The sequence below is a fragment of the Exiguobacterium sp. PFWT01 genome (assembly GCF_018255795.1).
GTDB lineage: Bacteria > Bacillota > Bacilli > Exiguobacteriales > Exiguobacteriaceae > Exiguobacterium.
The window spans coordinates 1,796,508-1,817,102 of the sequence record NZ_CP073755.1; the positions used below are offsets into that span (position 1 = coordinate 1,796,508).

25 protein-coding genes are annotated in these 20,595 nt (G+C 47.9%); 3 read left to right on the forward strand and 22 right to left on the reverse strand.

The features are described from left to right. Nucleotides 1-13: 13 nt before the first annotated feature. The 8 genes from KD909_RS09305 to KD909_RS09340 all read right to left on the reverse strand — a co-directional run bounded on the left by KD909_RS09305 (nucleotide 14) and on the right by KD909_RS09340 (nucleotide 7,255). Nucleotides 14-2,161: a penicillin-binding protein gene (locus KD909_RS09305; RefSeq protein ID WP_211781404.1), complete on the reverse strand. Its 2,148-nt coding sequence runs from the start codon at nucleotides 2,159-2,161 to the stop codon at nucleotides 14-16. Further along, nucleotides 2,161-2,523 carry a cell division protein FtsL gene (ftsL, locus tag KD909_RS09310; protein WP_015881305.1) on the reverse strand — a complete coding sequence of 121 codons (363 nt, stop codon included), beginning with the start codon at nucleotides 2,521-2,523 and terminating at the stop codon, nucleotides 2,161-2,163. The genes KD909_RS09305 and ftsL overlap by 1 nt, the downstream gene beginning before the upstream one ends. A gap of 24 nt (nucleotides 2,524-2,547) precedes the next feature. Then, entirely contained in the window at nucleotides 2,548-3,480 is a 933-nt protein-coding gene (gene rsmH, locus KD909_RS09315; RefSeq protein ID WP_015881304.1) for a 16S rRNA (cytosine(1402)-N(4))-methyltransferase RsmH, read from the reverse strand. A gap of 158 nt (nucleotides 3,481-3,638) precedes the next feature. After that, the gene (bshC, locus tag KD909_RS09320) at nucleotides 3,639-5,195 is read right to left on the reverse strand and encodes a bacillithiol biosynthesis cysteine-adding enzyme BshC (RefSeq protein WP_211781405.1); all 1,557 of its coding nucleotides are present in this window, start codon (nucleotides 5,193-5,195) and stop codon (nucleotides 3,639-3,641) included. A gap of 24 nt (nucleotides 5,196-5,219) precedes the next feature. Continuing rightward, a complete protein-coding gene (locus tag KD909_RS09325; protein WP_015881302.1) occupies nucleotides 5,220-5,579 on the reverse strand; it encodes a DUF3397 domain-containing protein in 360 nt (119 codons plus the stop codon). Further along, complete coding sequence (locus KD909_RS09330) at nucleotides 5,573-6,412, reverse strand: 2-dehydropantoate 2-reductase (RefSeq protein WP_249199016.1); 840 nt, start codon at nucleotides 6,410-6,412, stop codon at nucleotides 5,573-5,575. The genes KD909_RS09325 and KD909_RS09330 overlap by 7 nt, the downstream gene beginning before the upstream one ends. 119 nt (nucleotides 6,413-6,531) lie before the next feature. Beyond that, nucleotides 6,532-6,705, reverse strand: a complete 174-nt coding sequence (gene rpmF, locus KD909_RS09335; RefSeq protein WP_015881300.1) for a 50S ribosomal protein L32 — start codon at nucleotides 6,703-6,705, stop codon at nucleotides 6,532-6,534. A gap of 22 nt (nucleotides 6,706-6,727) precedes the next feature. Further along, nucleotides 6,728-7,255 (reverse strand): YceD family protein, encoded by a 528-nt coding sequence (locus tag KD909_RS09340; protein ID WP_015881299.1) that lies wholly within the window; start codon nucleotides 7,253-7,255, stop codon nucleotides 6,728-6,730. Nucleotides 7,256-7,411: 156 nt separating this feature from the next. Here KD909_RS09340 and KD909_RS09345 point away from each other — a divergent pair, with 156 nt between their 5' ends. Continuing rightward, complete coding sequence (locus KD909_RS09345) at nucleotides 7,412-8,542, forward strand: tRNA(Met) cytidine acetate ligase (RefSeq protein WP_211781407.1); 1,131 nt, start codon at nucleotides 7,412-7,414, stop codon at nucleotides 8,540-8,542. Here KD909_RS09345 and KD909_RS09350 read toward each other — a convergent pair. Genes KD909_RS09350 through KD909_RS09370 form a run of 5 tightly spaced genes read right to left on the reverse strand, consistent with a single transcriptional unit; the run spans nucleotide 8,521 to nucleotide 11,312 of the window. Next, nucleotides 8,521-9,513 carry a SepM family pheromone-processing serine protease gene (locus KD909_RS09350; RefSeq protein ID WP_211781408.1) on the reverse strand — a complete coding sequence of 331 codons (993 nt, stop codon included), beginning with the start codon at nucleotides 9,511-9,513 and terminating at the stop codon, nucleotides 8,521-8,523. The genes KD909_RS09345 and KD909_RS09350 overlap by 22 nt on opposite strands. Beyond that, the gene (gene coaD / locus KD909_RS09355; protein WP_015881296.1) at nucleotides 9,510-10,004 is read right to left on the reverse strand and encodes a pantetheine-phosphate adenylyltransferase; all 495 of its coding nucleotides are present in this window, start codon (nucleotides 10,002-10,004) and stop codon (nucleotides 9,510-9,512) included. The genes KD909_RS09350 and coaD overlap by 4 nt, the downstream gene beginning before the upstream one ends. Before the next feature lie 4 nt (nucleotides 10,005-10,008). Next, entirely contained in the window at nucleotides 10,009-10,572 is a 564-nt protein-coding gene (rsmD, locus tag KD909_RS09360; RefSeq protein ID WP_211781409.1) for a 16S rRNA (guanine(966)-N(2))-methyltransferase RsmD, read from the reverse strand. Nucleotides 10,573-10,624: 52 nt separating this feature from the next. Further along, nucleotides 10,625-10,879 carry a YlbG family protein gene (locus tag KD909_RS09365; protein WP_249199017.1) on the reverse strand — a complete coding sequence of 85 codons (255 nt, stop codon included), beginning with the start codon at nucleotides 10,877-10,879 and terminating at the stop codon, nucleotides 10,625-10,627. Beyond that, on the reverse strand, nucleotides 10,863-11,312 hold the full coding sequence (locus KD909_RS09370) for a YlbF/YmcA family competence regulator (protein WP_015881293.1): 450 nt from the start codon (nucleotides 11,310-11,312) through the stop codon (nucleotides 10,863-10,865). The genes KD909_RS09365 and KD909_RS09370 overlap by 17 nt, the downstream gene beginning before the upstream one ends. A 153-nt stretch (nucleotides 11,313-11,465) precedes the next feature. Between KD909_RS09370 and KD909_RS09375 the strand changes: the two genes are divergently transcribed. Together KD909_RS09375 and KD909_RS09380 are read left to right on the forward strand one after the other, a co-directional pair. Beyond that, nucleotides 11,466-12,200 (forward strand): ATP-grasp domain-containing protein, encoded by a 735-nt coding sequence (locus tag KD909_RS09375; protein ID WP_249199018.1) that lies wholly within the window; start codon nucleotides 11,466-11,468, stop codon nucleotides 12,198-12,200. 104 nt (nucleotides 12,201-12,304) lie between these two features. Continuing rightward, nucleotides 12,305-12,667 carry a YugN family protein gene (locus tag KD909_RS09380; RefSeq protein ID WP_015881291.1) on the forward strand — a complete coding sequence of 121 codons (363 nt, stop codon included), beginning with the start codon at nucleotides 12,305-12,307 and terminating at the stop codon, nucleotides 12,665-12,667. Between the two features lie 452 nt (nucleotides 12,668-13,119). Here the strand turns inward: KD909_RS09380 and KD909_RS09385 are convergent, their stop codons facing one another. From KD909_RS09385 to cyoE, 9 genes are all read right to left on the reverse strand, one after another. Continuing rightward, entirely contained in the window at nucleotides 13,120-13,395 is a 276-nt protein-coding gene (locus KD909_RS09385; protein WP_015881289.1) for a hypothetical protein, read from the reverse strand. A gap of 5 nt (nucleotides 13,396-13,400) precedes the next feature. Then, nucleotides 13,401-14,015: an SCO family protein gene (locus KD909_RS09390; protein ID WP_031421547.1), complete on the reverse strand. Its 615-nt coding sequence runs from the start codon at nucleotides 14,013-14,015 to the stop codon at nucleotides 13,401-13,403. Between the two features lie 21 nt (nucleotides 14,016-14,036). Further along, nucleotides 14,037-14,498 (reverse strand): DUF420 domain-containing protein, encoded by a 462-nt coding sequence (locus KD909_RS09395; RefSeq protein ID WP_015881287.1) that lies wholly within the window; start codon nucleotides 14,496-14,498, stop codon nucleotides 14,037-14,039. A gap of 24 nt (nucleotides 14,499-14,522) precedes the next feature. Continuing rightward, complete coding sequence (locus KD909_RS09400; RefSeq protein WP_159562043.1) at nucleotides 14,523-15,446, reverse strand: cytochrome c oxidase assembly protein; 924 nt, start codon at nucleotides 15,444-15,446, stop codon at nucleotides 14,523-14,525. 134 nt (nucleotides 15,447-15,580) lie between these two features. Then, nucleotides 15,581-15,910 carry a cytochrome C oxidase subunit IV family protein gene (locus tag KD909_RS09405; protein WP_031421543.1) on the reverse strand — a complete coding sequence of 110 codons (330 nt, stop codon included), beginning with the start codon at nucleotides 15,908-15,910 and terminating at the stop codon, nucleotides 15,581-15,583. A gap of 1 nt (nucleotide 15,911) precedes the next feature. Continuing rightward, a complete protein-coding gene (locus tag KD909_RS09410) occupies nucleotides 15,912-16,538 on the reverse strand; it encodes a cytochrome (ubi)quinol oxidase subunit III (RefSeq protein WP_015881284.1) in 627 nt (208 codons plus the stop codon). Further along, nucleotides 16,539-18,407: a cytochrome c oxidase subunit I gene (gene ctaD / locus KD909_RS09415; RefSeq protein ID WP_031421541.1), complete on the reverse strand. Its 1,869-nt coding sequence runs from the start codon at nucleotides 18,405-18,407 to the stop codon at nucleotides 16,539-16,541. Between the two features lie 38 nt (nucleotides 18,408-18,445). Beyond that, nucleotides 18,446-19,423 carry a cytochrome c oxidase subunit II gene (gene coxB, locus KD909_RS09420; protein ID WP_041918164.1) on the reverse strand — a complete coding sequence of 326 codons (978 nt, stop codon included), beginning with the start codon at nucleotides 19,421-19,423 and terminating at the stop codon, nucleotides 18,446-18,448. A gap of 97 nt (nucleotides 19,424-19,520) precedes the next feature. After that, the gene (cyoE, locus tag KD909_RS09425; protein ID WP_047795450.1) at nucleotides 19,521-20,444 is read right to left on the reverse strand and encodes a heme o synthase; all 924 of its coding nucleotides are present in this window, start codon (nucleotides 20,442-20,444) and stop codon (nucleotides 19,521-19,523) included. Between the last annotated feature and the right edge of the window lie 151 nt (nucleotides 20,445-20,595).

Genomic DNA, 20,595 nt, shown 5'->3' on the forward strand with positions numbered 1-20,595 from the left:
TTCATCTCGTGCGTTAATTCGACGGTGTCTCCAACTTCACTTTCAAGGAGGCACCTGTTTTGACCGGTTTCCCTTTGCTAATCGATTGCGATGTGACAAATCCGGTACCGTCGATTTCTAAATTTAATTGATAAAGGGTCGCTAAACGTTTAACGTCACGCAACGACCAACCTTTTAATGTAGGCATCGTAAACGACTCGCTCGTTTTTAGCAACAATCGTTCACCGACGACATACGATTGTCCTTTCACAGGACTCTGCGCGGTCACTTCGTCTCCATCACCTAACACGATCGGATTGAAGGAATTCTCCGTCGATGCGTTCACTGCCTCTTCACGGTTTTGACCGATATAAGAAGACGTTGTCTTCGTCGAGGCTTCGACCGCTTTTTCTTGTTTTTCAGGCTCGACACTCCGGTAACGTAACGCGACATCCATCACGTCTTTGAAAAGTGGCGCCATGATTCGTGGACCGGTCGTAGACGAGTCACTGTTCGGTCTGTCCACCGCGATATACATGACAAGTTCCGGATCGTCTTCTGGAGCCATCCCGACGAACGAGTGAATATACTGTCCACTCAAATATTTTCCGTTCTCGGCGATTTGAGCGGTACCGGTCTTCCCGACGACGCGATAGTTGTCTAACGCATACAGTTGCCCGGTTCCCACGTCGCTATTGACGACACCGTCGAGCGCTTCACGCGTCTTTTTCGCCGTTTCCGCCGTGATCGGTTGACCGACTTCTTTCGGATTGGTCGTCCGAATCGTTTCGCCGGTCTCGCTATTGACGATTTTTTTGATGACGTGCGGTTGCTTCATCGTTCCATCTGTCGCGATGGCCGATGTCGCTTGCAAGATTTGCATCGGTGTGACCGCTGTCGATTGTCCCCATGCCGTGATCAAGACGTTCATCGGACTTTCGAAATCGAACTGACTATTGACCTCTCCAGGCAAATCGATCCCTGTCCGCTGATCAAACTTGAACGCTTTGAAGTAATCTTCATATCGACTGAGACCAAGTCGTTCGTTCGCTAAAATCGAGAATGCGACGTTCGACGAATGCCAGACGCCTTCTACCATAGGAATGGTACCCCATCCCGTAATGTTGTAATCATTGAAGACCGTCTTACCATATTTGTATGAACCGGATTCATACAGCTCATTCGGGTTATACACGCCCTCGTTGATGGCTGCTGCAAGCGTAAAGATCTTCATCGTCGACCCAGGTTCAAATCGAGACGAGACAGAGAAGTTACTGTACGAAGAAATCTCGCGTGTGTTCGGGTCAAACGATGGTCGATCCGACAGTGCGATGATCTCTCCTGTTTTCGGGTCCATGATGATGGCCGTCGCATGTTTCGGCTCATACTCCTCATACAACTCATTCATCTTCGTCTCAAGCAACTGCTGGATTCGGTGGTCGATGGTCAATTGGACATCCGCCCCGTCTTCCGGTTCAATCTTCAACTGCTCGTCACTCGATACGAGTTCACGACCCGCCAAATCTTTCTCAAATCGATACAGACCATACGATTCACTTAAAATATCGTTCAGAGACTTTTCAATCCCGAGTTCGCCGACGAGTTCGATGCGACCGTTCTGATCAATCTTCTGCGCATACCCGATCACCGAGGATGCAAATACTTTGTTCGGATAATAGCGCTTCGGCTCCTCGACGAACGTGATACCGTTAAGATTGAATGCTTCAATCTCTTCTTTTTGTTCTACGGTCAAATCACGCCCGGGAACACCGAACTCGATCTGCCCAAGGTCGGCATTTTGTTCAAGCCGTTTCAATAAATCAGCTTCTGTCATAGGAAGCACGGTCGACAATTGCTTCGCCGCTTCGGCGAATTCATCGGGCATGAGTGTCTTCCCATCGACCCGTTCACCGCCGAGTTTCAAGACGGCGACGAGCCGGTATGACGGAATGTTGATGGCAATCGGTTGACCGAAGCGATCATACACCTCGCCCCGTTCCGCCTCTAGCGTACTGACCGCCTTCCAGCGCTGCTCTTCCGCGAATGCGAGCATGTTCTCCCCTTTGTACGTATGGGTGACGGATAAATAAAGGAACCATCCGACAAAAAATAAAAAGAGCGGGGTGAAGCAGACAATCGCTACCCACGCCACTCTTTTTTTACTCTGTTTTAAAGAATTCATCAATCAATCACCTTGACATTCTTTTCATTGAATTTCATTCCGAGCTTCTCGGCAATCGCATAAATTCTTTCGGGCGAGCTTAATTGGGCGATTTCATACTTTAGTTCTTCGTTTTCTTTTGCAACCCCGTCGACCTGCTGATTGACGGCCGCTGTATCACGCATAATATTATACGCTTCATTGTGCTTCGACACCGTGATGCCACCGAACATGACCACTGAACCAATCATCACTGGATACAGGATCGATTCAAACAAGGTCAACGTGCGTCGTTTTGGAGCAGGTATTGGTCGTTCTTGCGGAATCGGATTTCGATTCGGTGTTACTTGAGGCTGCAACGCCTTACGGGCAGCTTCTGGCATCAGGTATCCCTCCTACACTCTCGGTTATTTTTGTTTTTCGGCCACTCTCAGCTTAGCGGAGCGTGAACGACGGTTATCTTCAAGTTCTCCCTCACTCGCCACGATCGGCTTACGGGTGATGAGTTTGAGTTCCGGTTCAAATTCTTTCGGAATGACCGGCAACCCCGGTGGTAACGGTGGATGCTGGCTACGCTCTTTGAACACTTGTTTACAAATGCGGTCTTCTAACGAATGGAACGTGATGACACAGATGCGTCCGTTCACTGCGAGTAAATCAATCGCATCTTGAACGGCGCGGTCGAATACGTTCAACTCGTCATTGACGGCGATTCGAATCGCTTGGAACGTCCGCTTCGCCGGGTGTCCACCTTTTCGTCTAGCTGGTGCAGGAATCGCTTCTTTAATCAAGTCGACAAGCTCGAATGTCGTCTCAATCGGTTTATCGGCACGGGCTTGCTCAATCTTTCGTGCGATTTGCTTTGAAAACTTTTCCTCCCCGTATGTAAAGAAAATACGAGCAAGTTCTCCAAACGACCATTCATTCACAACATGATAGGCTGAAAAGTCCCGAGACCGGTCCATTCTCATATCGAGCGGTGCGTCATAGTTGTAACTGAACCCGCGCTCCGCTTCATCTAGCTGTGGCGAAGAGACGCCTAGGTCGAATAGTACACCGTCCACTTTTGTCACACCACGTTGGGCGAGTTCTTCCTTCAAGTGAACGAAATTACTCTTTATAAACGTCACACGGCCTTCATAAGGAGCCAATCGCTCTTTCGCATGTGCGAGCGCGACGTCATCTTGGTCGAACGCATATAGTTGACCCGTCGTTAGACGCTTTGCGATTTCTTCACTATGACCCGCTCCACCTAACGTACAATCGACATATACCCCATCTGGTTTGATGTTCAATCCCTCAATGGACTCCATTTTTAAAACCGTTTCATGCTCAAACATTCAAAAAACCCTCTCAACCTACATATTTCAACTGTTTTATTACACTTACTTTATCATAAAAATGTCAAGGTCCGTACAGGTTTTTAGTGAAAAGAGGAAACAAAAAGGTAACAACGAAAAAAAGCTCCTGACAAATGTCAAGAGCTCTCCAAAAAAGATTATACATAGAACAAACATCGCTCCGCATCGGATTGTTCATATGCCTGTTTCAATCGTTGAAACACGTCTAGTCCGTGACGATTTAGCATCGGAACCATCGAGAGGATGCGCTCTTGTGGGGCATCCATCGGAAACAGTCGGGTCGATAGATGAATCCGTCGCGCATTCAAGCGATATTGTTCTCGCTTCGATTCGGCACGCATCTCATCCGCCAATCGCTCGAGCACATGTCTCGACTTCGCCTCAAATCGTCTTCCTTGTTTCCCTGCCTCATGACTGACGGCCTCCGTAAGCGCTCGGTACGCATATAGCTTTTCTTCAAACGCTTCATCGTCAAATGCATGGTCCGGGAGCGGTTGCTTCATATACTCCTCCAATGTCACGCTTTCTTGACGAAGCTTCTTCTCATCATTTCTTGACACGATCAACGCACCAAGACGTGGCAAGAGAAGCGGCATCTTCCATCCCATCTCGTGGAAGAGCGGTCGAAGCTGGAGCCAATAGGCAATTTCACCGGGACCTGCCACGTATCCAAGAGTCGGGAACAGGAAATCCTGCATGAGCGGACGGGAGACCACGTTATTTGAGAAACGCTCCGGGTGCGCCTCTATCTCTGTGAGCAGTTCGCCTTCAGTGAAGCGATGCCCTCTCTTTGTCGTGAACACGCCATCGACCTTTGTGAGCAGCTCTCGCGTTCCATCGTGATAAAACAGATGGGCCGCATCCTTGTTTAATTCGACCGACGGCATCCCTTCTTCATACGCATGACCGAGCGCTTCATGAAGCGCTTCATGATGCTCGATGAGACGTCGGAACATGGGGCGTTCGAGAGCCCGTACGTCTTTCGCGTGTGGGTCAAACAACAAAAAGTCAGACCCGACGAATCGCCGCATCATGCCACCGAAAAAGTGAGCGAACGAACGACTCGCTTGAATGAGGTCAATCAGCTCATGATACAAATGCGAGGTATACGGTGTCTCAGTTTCATTCAATAGCAGACGTTGCGCCATTTGAACAAGTTCGAGCTTTACCCGTTCGAACTCTAAGTCCCCTACCGATGCTTTTCCTGCAAGCGGTAACGATGACAAGGCATCTTTTTTCAAGGTCCTCGAAAACGCCTGTGTCGTGAAGACATGGTTGATTTCAGCAAAGTCATGATCTTCCGTCGCCATCCAGAAAACAGGAAGGACCGGTTTCCCTAATTTCGCTTCGGCCTGCTTCGCCCGTTTGATGACCGCTAATAGTTTGTATACGGCAAACAAAGGTCCTCCGTATACGCCGACCTGTTGCCCCGTCACCATCACGTACGCTTTTCGCTGAGCGAGTAACTCCAGGTTTGCTTCCAACTCTTCCGAAAGTTCCCCGAACTGTTCTTGTTGCCCCTTGATTATTTCGACGAGCTCCGGCAGATGCTCATAGGTGCGCCCTGAGACCTCCTCGGCACGTTTCTCGATTTCATCCATCCCTCGATAATCGAGCCAGCGACCATATCCATGATCGATTTGAGTCATCGGTGATGTGGATGCATATAGCGCATCAAATGCTTCTACCTTCACGTATAACAACTTCCTTTCAATCAATCAACGAATCATGCCTTGGGCTACACCGATCGCGAATAAAATGGCGTGGGTCGGGACAAGTAGCAAGAAGAGTAACCGCCAGCCATGCACGAACATCTTCGTGAACAGCACTTCCTCATAACGAATCCGCTGCCAAATCGCGTTGATCGGGAAAATCGCACAGCAGGCTGCGAGCAATAACAGCAACATATCTGTCCCGACGATGGCCTCAAGTAAAATGCTGCATGCATAAAACCAAAGGATGACCCCGGCATCGCATGCGAGCTTGAATGAGTTGATTGATTTCGGCATAATTTTTCTAAGTATCATATACACCATAAACCATAAGATGAGTGGAAATGAAACGATATACACTAACACGATGCGCTCGCTCCTAGAATCAGTTTATGTAATAGCGGAATGACAGAGAGAGAAATCTGCATCTGTTCGGCTTTTTCAATCACCGGTTTCAGAATTGCATCCACCTCGGTCGGCCGACCTTCTTCAAGATCGCGCAGCATCGAGGAGCGATTCTGTGCGGTACGTTCGATAATCGTCTCGATGTAGGAATACGAGACTTGCTGCGCAAACAACGGCGTCAACTCATCGTAAATCGATTGTGCGATTTCACGATATGGTGAGCCGGCGAGCGCGCCGTTCGGGACCCGGCATAACGCCGTGATGGGATTGATGATGGCATTGGCAAACAATTTTTCAATGACGACTTGCTCGATTTCTTCTTCCCACACGATGTGAAGTGGGCTCTCTTGAAATGATAGAGGATGGAGCCCCGACGTGCTTCCGATTCGAATCCGTCCGAGTCCACGATGCTCAACCTCATGACCACGCTTCGTCACCCCATGCTCGACGACACCTAAATGAAACCCTCGACGTATCGCATATTCCAGATGGGCAATCCCATTCGAACAAATAAAGACGGGCACTTTACCAGAGAGGCGAGCCGTCGCTTCTTCGACTTGATGGGCTTTCGTCGTGACAAAAAAGAGATCCTCGTCTGTTTCTTGAAGCGTCTGACTGGAACGTAACGACACACGTGCCGTCCCTTCCGTCACGCCGGTCCGTGTGATGACAAGTGGATCAGATGACCCGCTTCTTCCGTAGAGCGTCACGTCGTAATCATTTGCGAGCAAAGATGCCATCAATAATCCGACCGCTCCGTTTCCGATGATACCAATTCGTTTGATGGAGTTCATCATGGTCCTCCTCCTATTCGAACTATTTTCGCACAAAAAGTTTACCACATCTTTTCGCCATGACCCAAAAATGACAAACAAAAAAGGAGCGACCTGAGAACAGGTCACTCCTTCAAGCATTATTTGCTTGTTACTTCTTTACCGTTGTAATGTCCGCAAGATTTGCAAACACGGTGTGAAAGTTTCATTTCGCCACAGTTCGGGCACTCGTTCATACCAGGTACGTTGAGTTTGAAGTGAGTACGACGAAGACGTTTGCGAGTTTTCGACGTTCTACGGAATGGTACTGCCATCGTTGTCCACCTCCTTGATAAGTTAACCTTCCTCGTTCTCTTTTTTCGAGAACAGGTCGGCTAGTCCCGCGAAACGCGGGTCAATTTTTGGTTGGGCTTCGGGCTGTTCGTCAGTAAGCGTCCAGCCTTCTCCTTCAACCTGAGTTTTGTCTGTTTCGTTCCCGTAAACTTGCATCGGGACGTCTAACATGATGAGCTCTTTTACAATCGGTACAAGACTGATCGTATTTCCTTCTGGCAAATTCACGTCATCGAATTGCTCCGTATAACGCCCATTCTCCAAAAAGAAAGGCTCGAGCGATTCAATATCGAATTCATAAGTGACATCTTCTAACGTTCGCGCATCTGGCAACGTCAGGTCACCTTGAATCTTCAGATTGAATGTAACTTGATTAGATGTGAACGATGCATCCCCGTGCACATGCACCGGGCGAATCGAACGGATATCCGGATGGAGCTGAGTCAGCTCTGGTAGTTCTACCATCTCATCGATTGTAAAACCGTCACCCTGGTTTCGGAGCTTAAGTAGCTGTGCAATAGACCATTTCATCCGAATCACCTCAATTGCAACAATATGAATTATAGATAGGCCAACTTGTTTTGTCAATGTTTTTTCTTTACACTAAAATCAGTTGACGACGGCGCTTTGCCAAAGCGTACTTACTCATCTTACACCAATCCATACGACAATGCAAAGGAGTAAATCATGCAAAAGACCGCCATTATTGCAGAGTACAACCCGTTTCATAACGGGCACTATTATCAAGCGCAAACTGCACGTCACGAAACCGGGGCGGATGTCATGATTGCCATCATGAGTGCCCAGTTCACTCAACGGGGCGAACCTACCTCGTTCGACAAGTGGAAACGGGCGAAGGCTGCCGTCGAGAGCGGTGCGATCGATTTAGTCATCGAGCTACCGACCCAGTACGGGGTCCAACGCGCCGACCGTTTCGCTAGCGCCTCCGTCTCGATTGCTGAACAGCTCCGTTGCCAGACGCTATCGTTCGGGAGTGAGAGCGGGGATATCGATGCAATCCTACATGCAGCCCGTTCACATGTCGAAGAGACGCCACGTTATAAAGAGGCGCTTAAAGAAGCGCTACAAGAAGGGCATTCGTCCGCGCAAGCTTCGAGTCGAGCTTTTCGCATCGTCTATCCCTCGTTTGATTTGACACGACCAAACAACATTTTGGGCTACCATTACGCCAAAGCAGCAAAATCGATTCAGTTACATACAGTCAAACGGCTCGGGGCTGATTATCATGACCCATCATTAATGGATGTCATGTCGGCGACAGGCATTCGGGCTCATTACTTAGACACCGGTGAAGTTCGTGCCGTCCCGGCATCAACTGAAGCGATGTTTCGGACACGACCGATGACACATTGGGAACACTATTGGCCCGTCTTACAATTCAAACTGAGAACATTGCCACTCCACACAATGACGGAGCTCGTAGGAATTGATGCCTCTCTCGCACCTCGTCTTAAGCAGGCGGGAGTCGAACCTTCATTCGAACGTGCCCTTGCTGCCGTGTCGACGCGCCGCTACACGCGTACCGCCATTCAGCGGGCGTTCGTCGCCGTACTGCTTCACTGGTTAAAAGACGAGGCGCCGACACGCTTTGACGAAGTCCCTTACGTGAGACCACTCGCCTTCAATGATCTCGGAAGACTTGCGTTACGAGATGTGAAGGAAGACGTGCAACTCGTCAGTAAGTTCGATAGCCGGGTCGATTTCGAAGCTCGTGTCACCGAAGCATATCGACTCCCGCTTCAAGATGACGCGTTAATCGAACACCGGCAACGCCCTCAGTTCATCTCTTCTAAATAACGAATCGCATCCTCGACCGTCTTGACAGGGACGACTTCGATGTCACTGTCGAGACGGTCTCGTGATTCCAGCGCCTCTTCATAGTTCGAACCGGCCGGCACAAAGAAGACTTCCGCTTTCTCCTCATCGGCGGCGACTATCTTTTGCCAAGCACCACCGATAGGTCCAACATTCCCTTCCTCATCGACCGTCCCCGTTCCGGCAATCCGTTTTCCATTTGCCAAGTCACCTGGCGTCAATTGATCATAGATTTCTAACGTGAACATCAATCCTGCAGACGGACCACCGACATTCGTCAAAGCGACATCGACTTCAGGATCAGCTGTGATTTCTTGAACGGGAAGCGGCTCATAGATTCCAATCCCGACACGATCCCCACTTTGATCGATCGGCTGAATGAGCGTTTGCACGACACGTTCTTCACCGTCTCGTTCAATCGTCAACTCCACTTCATCGCCCGCATCAAATTCCGAAACGCGATTCAAAAAGTCGACGCGAGTGGCAAAGGACATCCCATCGATGGCCGTGATGACATCACCCGGTTTCAACGTATTGGTCGCAAGGGACCCGGGAATCGGAGCGGATACATAAATCCCCTCGAAATCGACCGTCACGTCTTGATCTGCTAACTGATAGGCGTATTGAACCGCCGCTTGTTGAGAGGAGTCCATCAATAATTGTTGGCGACGTTCATAGTCTGCCTCACTCTCTCCATCATATAAATAGCGACTGGATAAATTCGCTTCCGTGAACGGGGTCACCCAACTTTCCACTAACCAAAACGGAGTCGCACGGCGTTGGGAGATCGTCACCATCATCAGTTCCCCATCCTCTTTTTCGCCACCTTGGACGGTCAGGAACTCTTCAATTGAGGTCGCCGCTCCGGGTGAAGAGATGTAGTAAGGAAGTGGGACGAACAGGAAGAGAAGAACTGTGACGAGTAAACCGAGTCCGATCTTTAACGATTTCATTGTCCCGAACTCACTTGATACTTTTTACGTAAGGCAATTTCAACCTGTTCCGGTACGAGCTCACTGACCGATGCCCCATATTTCGCCACTTCTTTGACAATCGACGAGCTGAGGAACGAATATTGACTATTCGTCATCATGAACAACGTCTCGACGTTCTCATTCAACTTTTTGTTAATTGATGCGATTTGAAGCTCGTATTCGAAATCTGAGACTGCACGGAGCCCACGGACGATCGTCGCCGCTTCCCGCTCTGCGGCATACTCGACAAGCAATCCACCGAACGCGTCGGCCGACACGTTTGGCAGATGTGTCGTCACGTCTCGGATCAGTCCCAGTCGTTCTTCCACATCAAACAATGGGGCCTTGCTTGAATTTTCAAGGACGGCAACAATGACCTCGTCAAAAATGGCCGCCGCTCGTTCAATAATATCTAGATGTCCGTTCGTGATGGGGTCAAAGCTACCCGGACAAATCGCAATCCGTTTCATCGTGTCACTCCTCCGATGCGTACTCATAGAAACTGATGGTGATGACATCTGAGTATCGCTGTTCTTTAATTCGTTCAAATCGTCCTACTCGTTCCAGTAACGTCACGTCGCTGCCGTGTTCACAGACGACTACGCCGATATCCATCAAGAGATTCGACTCATCGATCATTTGTAAGAACGCCACATGTTCTTCCGCATGATATGGAGGATCCATAAAGATGAGCTTAAATTGTTCCTGTTGAACCTTGAGCTGTTCGAGTACCGCCTTGGCGTCTTGACGATATACTTTCCCTTTCACTTCATAATGGGTCGCTCGTAAATTCTCTTGAATCGTTTGGACGGCTTTCGGTTGACGATCGACAAAAATAGCTTCGTCACAACCTCGTGATAACGCCTCGATTCCGAGCCCACCACTGCCCGCGTACAGGTCTAGTGCTTTCCCGCCTGAAAAATAAGGTCCGATGATGTTGAATAGCGATTCCTTCACTTTATCGGTCGTCGGCCGTGTCGCCGTTCCCGGGACCGCCTTCAAACGGGTCCCTTTTCGTTCTCCAGATATGACACGCATGTCTTTCCCTCCAGCAGAAAAGATGAAGGTGATGCCACCTTCATCTTTTTGTTTATTTCGATTTTGTCTCGTACGTTTCGGAAATGAATGGGCGCTCGCTTCGAACGACCGCTTCCACAAACGGCAATGCTTTCACTTGTTCGAGTACGGCTTCATGACTTTCGAGGTCAGTATAAAGAAACGCATACTTCTCTCGTTTTGAGACAAAGTAAAGATTCGCATAACGTCTTAACGCTTTCACTTGTTTCAAGGAATTCACGTATACGACGAAGCCAATCCGTTCATTCAACTTAGACGGCGCATCCACAACTTCCGCCTCCTCCGCAACTACCTCCACCAGAACATCCACCTTCATCAAAGAATGGATTACCGGTCGGGACCTTGATTTTAGGAGAGACTGAATGAGCGAGTAGTTCACTCACTTCCCCTAACAACTTATCCAAGCTTCGTTCCGCTTTTTTGAACGCAGCGATTTCTGGCTGAACGTCAAGACGACGTTTGATGAGATGCATCTCTTTTTTGATACGGTCGTGGTCCGGATGATGCTTTCCGAATCGCTGGACATACTCATAGTCCTCTTTCATCTTCAAAAACTCACGCTCGATCTCTTTTGCTTCTTGTGATGCGAGACGTGCCGCTTTCGTTTGAATATATGTTTGAAACGATTCGCTTGCTTCAATCAAATCGGTCAATTCTTCTGTTTGATCGAGCAGGGCAATCGTCTGTTCAGTGATTATCATACCCCTCACCCTTTCTGCCATGATTTTACCACAATTGTTTCCCTATGTAAGCAATCCACACTATAATTGAAGTTGACCGCAAGGCGTTCCATGTAGAAAGGAAGTGAACAGACGCAACCGATGCGTCTACGTATGAAAAAAGTTTCTTTTAATATGATCCGATCGGCCGGGATCAAGACGGATTATGCGAAACCCGAATATTATTTCGATCAGCTCGACAAGGTTCGCGCTGCCGACCTCGTCCTGTTCCCTGAGTATTGGATGGTCAATTCCATCATCTACGGGATGAATAAAGCGATTTTCCCATCACCAGCGACTTATCACCTCGGGCACGACAAGATCGAGATGACGCGCGCCTTCAAGGCGACATATCCGCACCGGATTCCGAAGACATTGATTTATGGAAAAAACCCATACACGATTGAACGCGTGTTAGAAGAGTTCCACTACCCGTTCGTCGCCAAAAAAGCCAAATCCTCAATGGGTCAAGGGGTATGGTTAATCAAAAATGACCAAGACTGGTTAGAATATGTCGAGAATCATGATACGTTCTATGTCCAAGAGTTCATCCCGAACGATCGTGACTTACGCGTCATCGTGATTGGAGAAGAAGTCGTCGGTGCCTATTGGCGTGTCAGTGAGGCCTTTTTAAACAACGTCGCTCAAGGAGCCCACTTCTCGTACGAAGACATCCCGGAAGACGTCGTCCAAGAAGTTCAATCGATTGCGAATACGTTATCCATCAATCACGCAGCGTTTGACGTCATCGTGACAGAAGATGGATTTTACATTTTGGAATTCAACGTCTTTTTCGGGTCGGAAGGATTGCTACCGCTCGGCGTGAAGCTCCCGCAAAAAATCGAGGAATACTTAAATACACTCGGCTGATTAATCGTTCATCTTTTTTTCACAATTTGAACACACGTTATTCCAAGAACGTTTTTGAATATGGTATGATGACATATGAGGTTTATTCGAAAAGGGGGATTATGATGAAATTTGAGCAGTTCCACATCGAGGGAAAAGAAATCCGTTTTGGTTTGCTCGAGACGATCATGGATCATCATCATTTCATCCGTGAAGGTGCTTGGGATTATGAGCGTGCCACGTATGATATGAAATATGAGAAACAATCGACTGGCGAAACATTCTATCTTCGCTTACCTGTATACGCGATCGAAGGTCAAATCGAAGATCGTCACGCTGTTGTCAAAATGCTTACACCGATTTTAGGAAAGCATTATTATCCACACGGTGTTGAATACGATGAAGTCTTCCCAGAAGAAATCGTCCGCGACTGTGAGCGCCGTCTAAAAGCACTCGCAGAAACATTAGAAGTCAAACCCCTTGCATAAGCGAAGGGGTTTGTTTTTTTGACTAGATCGGAGGCTCCCGACCTTGAATCACTCGATTTATTTTGAAAGAAAGGGCAACATCTTATACTCTGGGGCGTCACGCATCCAATTAGAAGTGCTTCCTCTGCCTGATTCAATCAATGAATTAGAACAAATGATTTGTTCTGAATCCATCCAGACTCTTTATCTCTCAACTTATCAAATACATGATCGAAATATATTAGATCCTCAATCGATCAGCGATATTCGATCTCAATGGAACGAGTCATACAAATCTCATATCGTCCTTTCAAATGAAGCAGACCTAGATGACTTTCAAGATGGGTATTGCTTCTTTGCAGAACTTTTTCATGACCCACTTAAGAATAAAATTTTAATCTTGTATCAAGCTCACTAAAAAGTATGAATGAAAACAAAGCCCACCGAAGCAGATTCGCTTCCGTGGGCTTTAATCAGTTAGTCGCAATGACGGTCAACGTCACATCGACTTGACCGAGCAATAAATCGAATTGGTCTCGAACATAGCGATACAATCGCTCTGCCTCGACGAGTGATAATGGTGCAATGATTTGATAATCATAGTGGTCTTTCGAGCGAGAGACGACTTTCACTTCTTTCAAGCCGAATTCGATTGCACTACACGCGATCAAATCTTCAATCGCCCGTTCCGCAATCGTCACGTCTCCGTATGAATAGTCATTCCCAATCACAGCCATCGTATCGTTCATGGTTATCACTCCTTTTCATTCGCGAGCACTTTAACGTCCTCCATGATAGATTCGATATCGACCGGTTCATCCCCTGCCGTCGCCATCTGCGCGACAGCACGGACATCATGATGGCGGTCGATGACGTACATCGTCGTCGCATGCGTCACGAGTCCGCTGTTCGCCTTCGAATAATAGAACTGTAGCTGGCGCGTGATCCGATCGATGTCTACCTGGTCTCCCGTCAGCATCTTCCATCCAGTCGGCTCTGCTTGGAATGCTTCCCCGTAATTTTTCAGGACGGGCACGGTATCCACATCCGGGTCAACCGTGATCGCGACGAGTTCTACGTCCGATCCGTATAAGTTCTCTTTTTTCAATTCTTTTTCGAGCTTCATGAAATCACGTAACGTGAGCGGACAAATATCTGGACAGTTCGTATAGAAGAACGTCACGATCTTCACTTTCCCGTTATCGGAATCATAGGTCTCTTCATTTAATGCGTTCGTCAATGTGAACGGGGTTGGCTCTTGAATGACGGGTAGGTCGTCTTGATTGAAGAAAACAAAATACACGGCTACTCCGATGACGACAAGCGTCAAGACGGTCAAACCGACCGTCAAATAGCTATTCCGTTTCATACAGCTCTCCCTCTCTATGGATCATCCTCCGATTATCGCGCGGAATACGTTCGTCGTTTCACCCGGGTCATATGCCACATAGAGAAGAATGTAAACCGTCACACCCGTAATGGCCGTAAAGAACCAGACGACCGACGCTTTCGGTCCGATTTTCCGGTGCTTCTCGATCTTGTTTTTATAACCGAGATAGAGCGTAATCAATCCGAGGATACCACCTGTTGTCGCGAGAAGAATATGGAAAATCATAAAACCAAGATAGAACGGCTTCACTGAATCCGGTCCTCCGAATGCCGTGTTGCCGACAAAAATGGTACGTGAGACGTAAAGGATGAAGAACGTCGTCGCTGCAATCGCGGCGGCCGTCATCACCTTTTTATGTTTTTCGATGTTGCTGCGGTCTTTTGCGATAATCACCCATCCGATGGCGACAAGAATCGCACTGATGACGATGAATGACACACTAATTAAGGCAAGATAGTTCATCAATGTTTCCCCTTTATATTCTGTTTAATTTTTTTCATTTGTTTCTTGCGGAGTAAATGACATGCCTTCATCAAGAGCAAGTGACTTCGTCCGACGCACCCAGCCGAAGAACGTCCAGCCGAAGAAGAAGCCGTACACGATCTCTTGACCGAGTTTCATGAGGACCCCACCGAAACGTTGATCTTCGAGCGCACTGTTCGTCGCTCCCATCAACGCCTCTAAATCAATTCCGGAAACGTCACCGTTCGGGAGACAGTATCCAAGGACCGTCGCAAACGTCTGTGGGTCCGTGTACGCATTATAGAGCGTCGTTTGACTAAAGATGATGAGCGCACAGGCAGGTGTCAGTAAGACCCCGTTGGCGATGATGTACACCATTCGTTTCAAATCGGACATGCCTTCCTCTTCGTCTGAGACGAGTGGAACGATGACCGGATACCACATCGTCAAACTAAAGACGACAAGGGCACCGTGGAAAATACGATGAACGCCGTAGTTCGTCAAGACGTAGTCGAATACGACCGGCATATGGTAAATCGAGAACAATGCGTTGAATAAAATGAGCGCGATCAGTGGCTTCGTCAAAAACTTGAACATCGGCCCAATCCATTTGAAGCTAAGTACTTTTTCGAACACCCAGTACGGTAGACCGTAAACGACGAGTGCCGGTGCCAAAATATAGACGAGCACCATTTGGAACATATGCACCGATAAAATGATATGTGCCATGACATCGATTGGACTTCCAAAACCGATGTAATACAAGACAATCGCAAACAACATACTAAACTTTTGTAATAACGTGGTCGAGGCATATCCTCGCTTCGCCATTCTCTCTGTCACGACGGCGTATAACACATAAATCCCGACCATGAGCAATCCGAACAGCGGACTCCATAACGTGAGCCAATCAAATTGATTGAGCAGCTCCGACGTATTCCAGAGCATCCGTTCACCCCTTTTCTTTCTCTCCCTAACCTTTGAAACCGTTCACTTCAAGATTACTATTCATTCATTTTTGAAGTAAAGGAAAAAGGACCGAATCATCCGTGTTTCCACAGATGTTCAATCCTTTGTCACAATTACCAAATGAGTAAGCGGAGTGCAGCGACCGTGATGATGGCAACAAATATACCTAGCCACATCATGCCAACGATCCACGTGTTCCCACGGTTATTCATATGCATGAAGATATATAACTGTAGGAAGACTTGGATGACCGCCAAGATGATTAAAAAACCACCTGCTGCCCACACCGGCATCAATTCCGCATAGACGGCGCCGAATGCCACGAATGTGAGTAAAATCATCATCGCGAAACTGATTAGTTGAAGCTGATACTCACGTTTCGACTCTGCTTTTACTTCAAGCTCTAACTGCTTGTGAGATTCGTTCATTACTCGTTTTTCCATATTAGTTCACCATCCCTAAGAGGTAGACGATTGAGAAGATGAAGACCCAAACAACGTCGATAAAGTGCCAATATAGACTCGATACATAGAACTTTGGTGCATTGTATACATCGATCGGACGGTTCCAGTTACGAATCAAGAGCGTCGTAATCCAAAGGAGACCGAACGTTACGTGCGCGCCGTGGAAACCAACCAACGTATAGAAGGCTGAACCGAATGCGCTCGACGTGAACGTGTGACCGATGTGGTAGTAGTGAATGAACTCGTAAATCTCAGCACCAAGGAATCCGGCACCAAGAAGGAGCGTCACAATCAACCAAAGCTTCATACGCCCTGGATTGTTTGCCTTCATGTTCATCATCGCAAGGACACTTGTAAGTGAACTTGTGAGGAGGAGCATCGTCATGATGAAGACGAGCTCCATTTCGAAAATGTTATACGAACGTAATTCCTCTGGCGCACCAGAGTTCAAGAGACCAACGTATGTTCCAAAGAGCGAGGCGAAGAGGACTGTCTCTCCACCAAGGAAGAACCAGAAGGCCACATATTTATTTTTCCCTTCCAGTGTTGCTTTCTCTGGATTGGCCGGGATACCGGTCACTGGGTGTTTTTCAACTGCATGTGCCATTTATTGTTCTCCTTTCTCACGAATCGCTTTCAAGTCTGCTTCGACTTGTGACTTCGGAATGTAGTAGCCGTGATCGTCAATCCAAGAACGTAGGAACATCGAGACGAACGTCATCGCTAATCCAAATCCAATCAATGACCAACCGACGACCGTGTTATCCATCTGGAAGATGGCACCGAGTCCTGCGATAAAGAGGCCGAGTGACATGAAGAACGGAATGAGCGAGTTGTTCGGCATGTGAATGTCCGAAACTTCCTCAGCGACTGACACGCGTTTGTTGCCAGCCATTTTCTCGAGCCAGAACGTATCAAGTCCTTTGACGAGTGGCGTTTGTGCAAAGTTGTACTCTGGAGTCGGAACAGGAAGTGTCCACTCAAGCGTACGTCCATCTCCCCAGTGGTCTGGTTTGACGCGGTCTTTCGACAAGAAGGCTTTCACAACAGCGACGAGCAAGACAATCGTTGACACACCCATGAAGAATGCACCGATTGTCGAGAGCATGTTGAGTGTATCCCAACCTTGACCATCGAGGTATGTGAAGACTCGACGTGGCATACCGAACAATCCGAGGAAGTGTTGCGGGAAGAACGTCAAGTGGAACCCGATAAAGAACAACCAGAACTGCCAGTATCCAAGCTTTTCAGAAAGGGCTTTTCCGAACATGAGTGGGAACCAGTAGTAAAGTCCTGCGAAGAGACCATATACAACCCCACCTACGATTACGTAGTGGAAGTGAGCGACAACGAAGTAGCTGTCGTGGTACTGATAGTCAGCCGGTGCGACAGAGAGCATAACCCCTGTCATCCCACCTACGAGGAATGAAGGAATGAACGCGACTGAATAAAGCATAGCGACGTTGAATTTAATTTGACCGCCCCACAGTGTGAAGAGCCAGTTAAAGATTTTAACACCCGTTGGTACGGCAATCGCCATCGTTGCAACAGCGAAGATCGAGTTGGCAACTGGACCAAGACCGACTGTGAACATGTGGTGAACCCAAACCATGAATCCAAGGAAACCGATGAGCATTGTCGCGAAGACCATCGTCGTGTAACCGAAGAGGCGTTTACGCGCAAATGTCGGAATGATTTCCGAGAAAATACCGAATGCCGGTAAGATCAAGATGTATACTTCCGGGTGACCGAAGATCCAGAAAAGGTGTTCCCAGATGACAACGTTCCCGCCAAGTGCCGGGTCGAAATAAGCAGCTCCGAAGAGTCGCTCGAACATCAACATGAACAATCCGACCGTAAGTGGTGGGAATGCGAAGACGATCAATGCCGATGCAACGAAAGTCGTCCATGTGAAGAGTGGCATACGCATGAGTTTCATTCCTGGCGCACGCATGTTCAAGATGGTGACGAGGAAGTTAATCCCGGCCATCAATGAACCGAAACCTGAAATCTGAAGACCGAGAGCGTAGAAGTCTACCCCTGTCGCTTCCGGTTGTGTTGAAAGTGGAGCGTAAGCCGTCCACCCTGCGTTTGGTGCTGCTCCGAAGAACCAGCTCAAGTTAAGCATGACTCCACCGAAGAAGAACAACCAAAAACCTAATGAGTTAATGAATGGGAACGCAACGTCGCGTGCCCCGATTTGAAGTGGTACGACGGCGTTCATGAAACCGAATAACATCGGCATGGCCGCAAGGAAGATCATCGTCGTTCCGTGCATCGTAATCAACTGGTTAAACGTCTCACCGCTGACGAAGTCGTTCATTGGTTTGACGAGTTGCCAACGAATCAGTAATGCTTCAATTCCACCGAGAAGGAGGAAGAAGATTCCTGAGAACAAATACAAAATACCGATTTTTTTGTGGTCAACCGTCGTAATCCAATCCATGATGCCATTGTATTTACGCGATTGCTGCATTGCAGTGGTCTGTGCCACGTGAAATCCCCCTTTTCCCGTTAGTCAATCTTCTGCTCATACAAGAAGTCAACGAGTGCGTCTAATTCTTCGTTGCTGATTTGACCTTCATTGAATCCTGGCATAAGAGCCCCTTGTTTCTTCTCTTGCGGGTCACGGATCCACTCTTTCAAGTTGTCCTCATTGTTTTCGAGGTAACCTGCGAGCCATTCACGATCACCGAAGTTCGTTAAACTTGGTGCCACTTTACCGCCGCCGTGACAGCTCAAGCAGCTTTCGACATACACTTGCTCACCTGTCGTCAAGTTCGTGTTGTCTGCGACGAGTTTCTCACCGTTCTCGTCTTGCTTGGCTTTCATGTCAGCGAGCCATTGATCATATTCTTCTTGCTCGAGCGCGATGACTTTAAAGTCCATAAGGGCATGTGACGGACCGCAAAGCTCAGCACATTTCCCGTAGTAAGTACCTGGTTCATTTGCATGTAACCACATTTCGTTATCAAGTCCTGGGTTCGTATCTGTCTTACCAGATAAAGCTGGTACCCAGAATGAGTGAATGACATCTTTAGACGTCAAGTTGATGCCGACTCGTTTTCCGACTGGAATGACGAGCTCTTGCCCTGTCACAACACCTGCTTCTGGATATTCAAATTCCCACCAGTACAAGTTAGCTGTAACGTTGATTTCTTCTTCTTTTTTCGCTTCTTTCGCTTTCGCGAGTTCGACAGTCGTCGTGATTGTCGGAACAGCGAGAATGATGAGAAGGATAATCGGAACGACTGTCCAAATCATCTCGAGTGTACTGCTACCTTCAACTTGCTTCGGAATCGATTCATCTTTCCGACGGAACTTCATGAGCACGTACACGTAAATGACCGATACGATGATGAGTACGAAGAGCATGATCGCCAAACTGATGAGAATGATGCGGAGCTGAAGCTCAGCCCCTTCTCCCATCGGCTTCAATGCAGACAATCCCTCTTGACCGCAACCTGATAACAGGACTGCGAACATCATCATCGGGACGATGCCAAACAGAAGCTTCTTAAATGATTTCACAACAATCCCCACTTTCTCCCAAAATGATGTGTAATGGTTTTCTATATAGTGAGTGCGATCACCAGAGTGCTGTCAAAATCAGCGCGATAATCCACACGACTAAATAAATTAATGAATAGAAGAACATTTTGTTTGCCCACTTGATTTCATCCTCGGCGTTGAATCCTTTCAACCCGAGATACAACCAGTAGCCCCCTAAACCGGCTGCGACTGTCAAGTAAACAAGACCATAGTGCATAAATAAGAGCGATGCCGGAATCAGCGTCGCAATCCACCAGATGATTTGCCGTTTCGTGATGGCAAATCCGTTCACGACCGGAAGCATCGGAATGCCTGCCGCTCGATACTCTTCCGTCCGTCGCATGGCGAGCGCCAGGAAGTGTGGTGGTTGCCATAAGAACATGACAAGGAACATGAGCCACGCATCGATATGAAGTGTCGGATCGAGTGCTGCCCAACCGATGAGCGGTGGAACGGCTCCCGAAATACTACCGACGACCGTATTGAGCGTACTCGTACGCTTCAGCCACATCGTATAAATCACGACATAAAAAAATGCCCCGATTAAACCGAATACTGCGGCGACGTACGATACAAGGAGCAAAAGAAGTGTTCCGATTGCAAGTTGTGTCAATCCAAGGAGTAAAATCTTCTCTCCTGAAATCTTGCCGGTTACACTCGGTCGATTGTCCGTACGATCCATTAAGTAATCGATATCTCGGTCCACAAAGTTGTTTAGGTAACAACTCCCCGAAATCACGAGTGCGCTTCCTAACATCGTTAATAAGAGCTGTGGCCAAACTTCAAACAAGTAAAGGACTGGCGTATCGCTCTGGTACGTCGCTGCCACGAAGAATCCTGCAAACACCAACAACAGGTTGGCGCGAACGATTCCCATTTTCGCTAAGGCGACGTAATCTCGGAATGACGTTGATTCTGTATACTCTACATCTACCGTCATCCCTGGGTTGACTTTTGTCATACTGACCCCCCCACATAATCACGAAATCCTCGCATTCTCTTCACAGAAAAAACACAATATGAACAAAATACACTTAACTCTCTACAAAGATACCATATTTTTTTATAAAATACGCCCTTTATGCTTGTAAAATAGCGAGTTTTTTGTGTCA

Excerpts from the sequence above, each read along its gene's own strand:
- rpmF (WP_015881300.1), bottom strand. The coding sequence starts at position 6,705 with ATGGCAGTACCATTCCGTAGAACGTCGAAAACTCGCAAACGTCTTCGT.
- ftsL (WP_015881305.1), bottom strand. The coding sequence starts at position 2,523 with ATGCCAGAAGCTGCCCGTAAGGCGTTGCAGCCTCAAGTAACACCGAAT.
- KD909_RS09385 (WP_015881289.1), bottom strand. The coding sequence starts at position 13,395 with ATGAACGATACGATGGCTGTGATTGGGAATGACTATTCATACGGAGAC.
- KD909_RS09340 (WP_015881299.1), bottom strand. The coding sequence starts at position 7,255 with ATGAAATGGTCTATTGCACAGCTACTTAAGCTCCGAAACCAGGGTGAC.
- KD909_RS09305 (WP_211781404.1), bottom strand. The coding sequence starts at position 2,161 with ATGAATTCTTTAAAACAGAGTAAAAAAAGAGTGGCGTGGGTAGCGATT.
- KD909_RS09395 (WP_015881287.1), bottom strand. The coding sequence starts at position 14,498 with ATGAACTATCTTGCCTTAATTAGTGTGTCATTCATCGTCATCAGTGCG.
- cyoE (WP_047795450.1), bottom strand. The coding sequence starts at position 20,444 with ATGACAAAAGTCAACCCAGGGATGACGGTAGATGTAGAGTATACAGAA.
- KD909_RS09380 (WP_015881291.1), top strand. The coding sequence starts at position 12,305 with ATGAAATTTGAGCAGTTCCACATCGAGGGAAAAGAAATCCGTTTTGGT.
- KD909_RS09350 (WP_211781408.1), bottom strand. The coding sequence starts at position 9,513 with ATGAAATCGTTAAAGATCGGACTCGGTTTACTCGTCACAGTTCTTCTC.
- coaD (WP_015881296.1), bottom strand. The coding sequence starts at position 10,004 with ATGAAACGGATTGCGATTTGTCCGGGTAGCTTTGACCCCATCACGAAC.
- KD909_RS09410 (WP_015881284.1), bottom strand. The coding sequence starts at position 16,538 with ATGGCACATGCAGTTGAAAAACACCCAGTGACCGGTATCCCGGCCAAT.
- KD909_RS09375 (WP_249199018.1), top strand. The coding sequence starts at position 11,466 with ATGATCCGATCGGCCGGGATCAAGACGGATTATGCGAAACCCGAATAT.
- rsmH (WP_015881304.1), bottom strand. The coding sequence starts at position 3,480 with ATGTTTGAGCATGAAACGGTTTTAAAAATGGAGTCCATTGAGGGATTG.
- KD909_RS09330 (WP_249199016.1), bottom strand. The coding sequence starts at position 6,412 with ATGAACTCCATCAAACGAATTGGTATCATCGGAAACGGAGCGGTCGGA.
- coxB (WP_041918164.1), bottom strand. The coding sequence starts at position 19,423 with ATGATGATGTTCGCAGTCCTGTTATCAGGTTGCGGTCAAGAGGGATTG.
- KD909_RS09370 (WP_015881293.1), bottom strand. The coding sequence starts at position 11,312 with ATGATAATCACTGAACAGACGATTGCCCTGCTCGATCAAACAGAAGAA.
- KD909_RS09400 (WP_159562043.1), bottom strand. The coding sequence starts at position 15,446 with ATGCTCTGGAATACGTCGGAGCTGCTCAATCAATTTGATTGGCTCACG.
- ctaD (WP_031421541.1), bottom strand. The coding sequence starts at position 18,407 with ATGCAGCAATCGCGTAAATACAATGGCATCATGGATTGGATTACGACG.
- rsmD (WP_211781409.1), bottom strand. The coding sequence starts at position 10,572 with ATGCGTGTCATATCTGGAGAACGAAAAGGGACCCGTTTGAAGGCGGTC.
- KD909_RS09405 (WP_031421543.1), bottom strand. The coding sequence starts at position 15,910 with ATGGAAAAACGAGTAATGAACGAATCTCACAAGCAGTTAGAGCTTGAA.
- KD909_RS09345 (WP_211781407.1), top strand. The coding sequence starts at position 7,412 with ATGCAAAAGACCGCCATTATTGCAGAGTACAACCCGTTTCATAACGGG.
- KD909_RS09390 (WP_031421547.1), bottom strand. The coding sequence starts at position 14,015 with ATGAAACGGAATAGCTATTTGACGGTCGGTTTGACCGTCTTGACGCTT.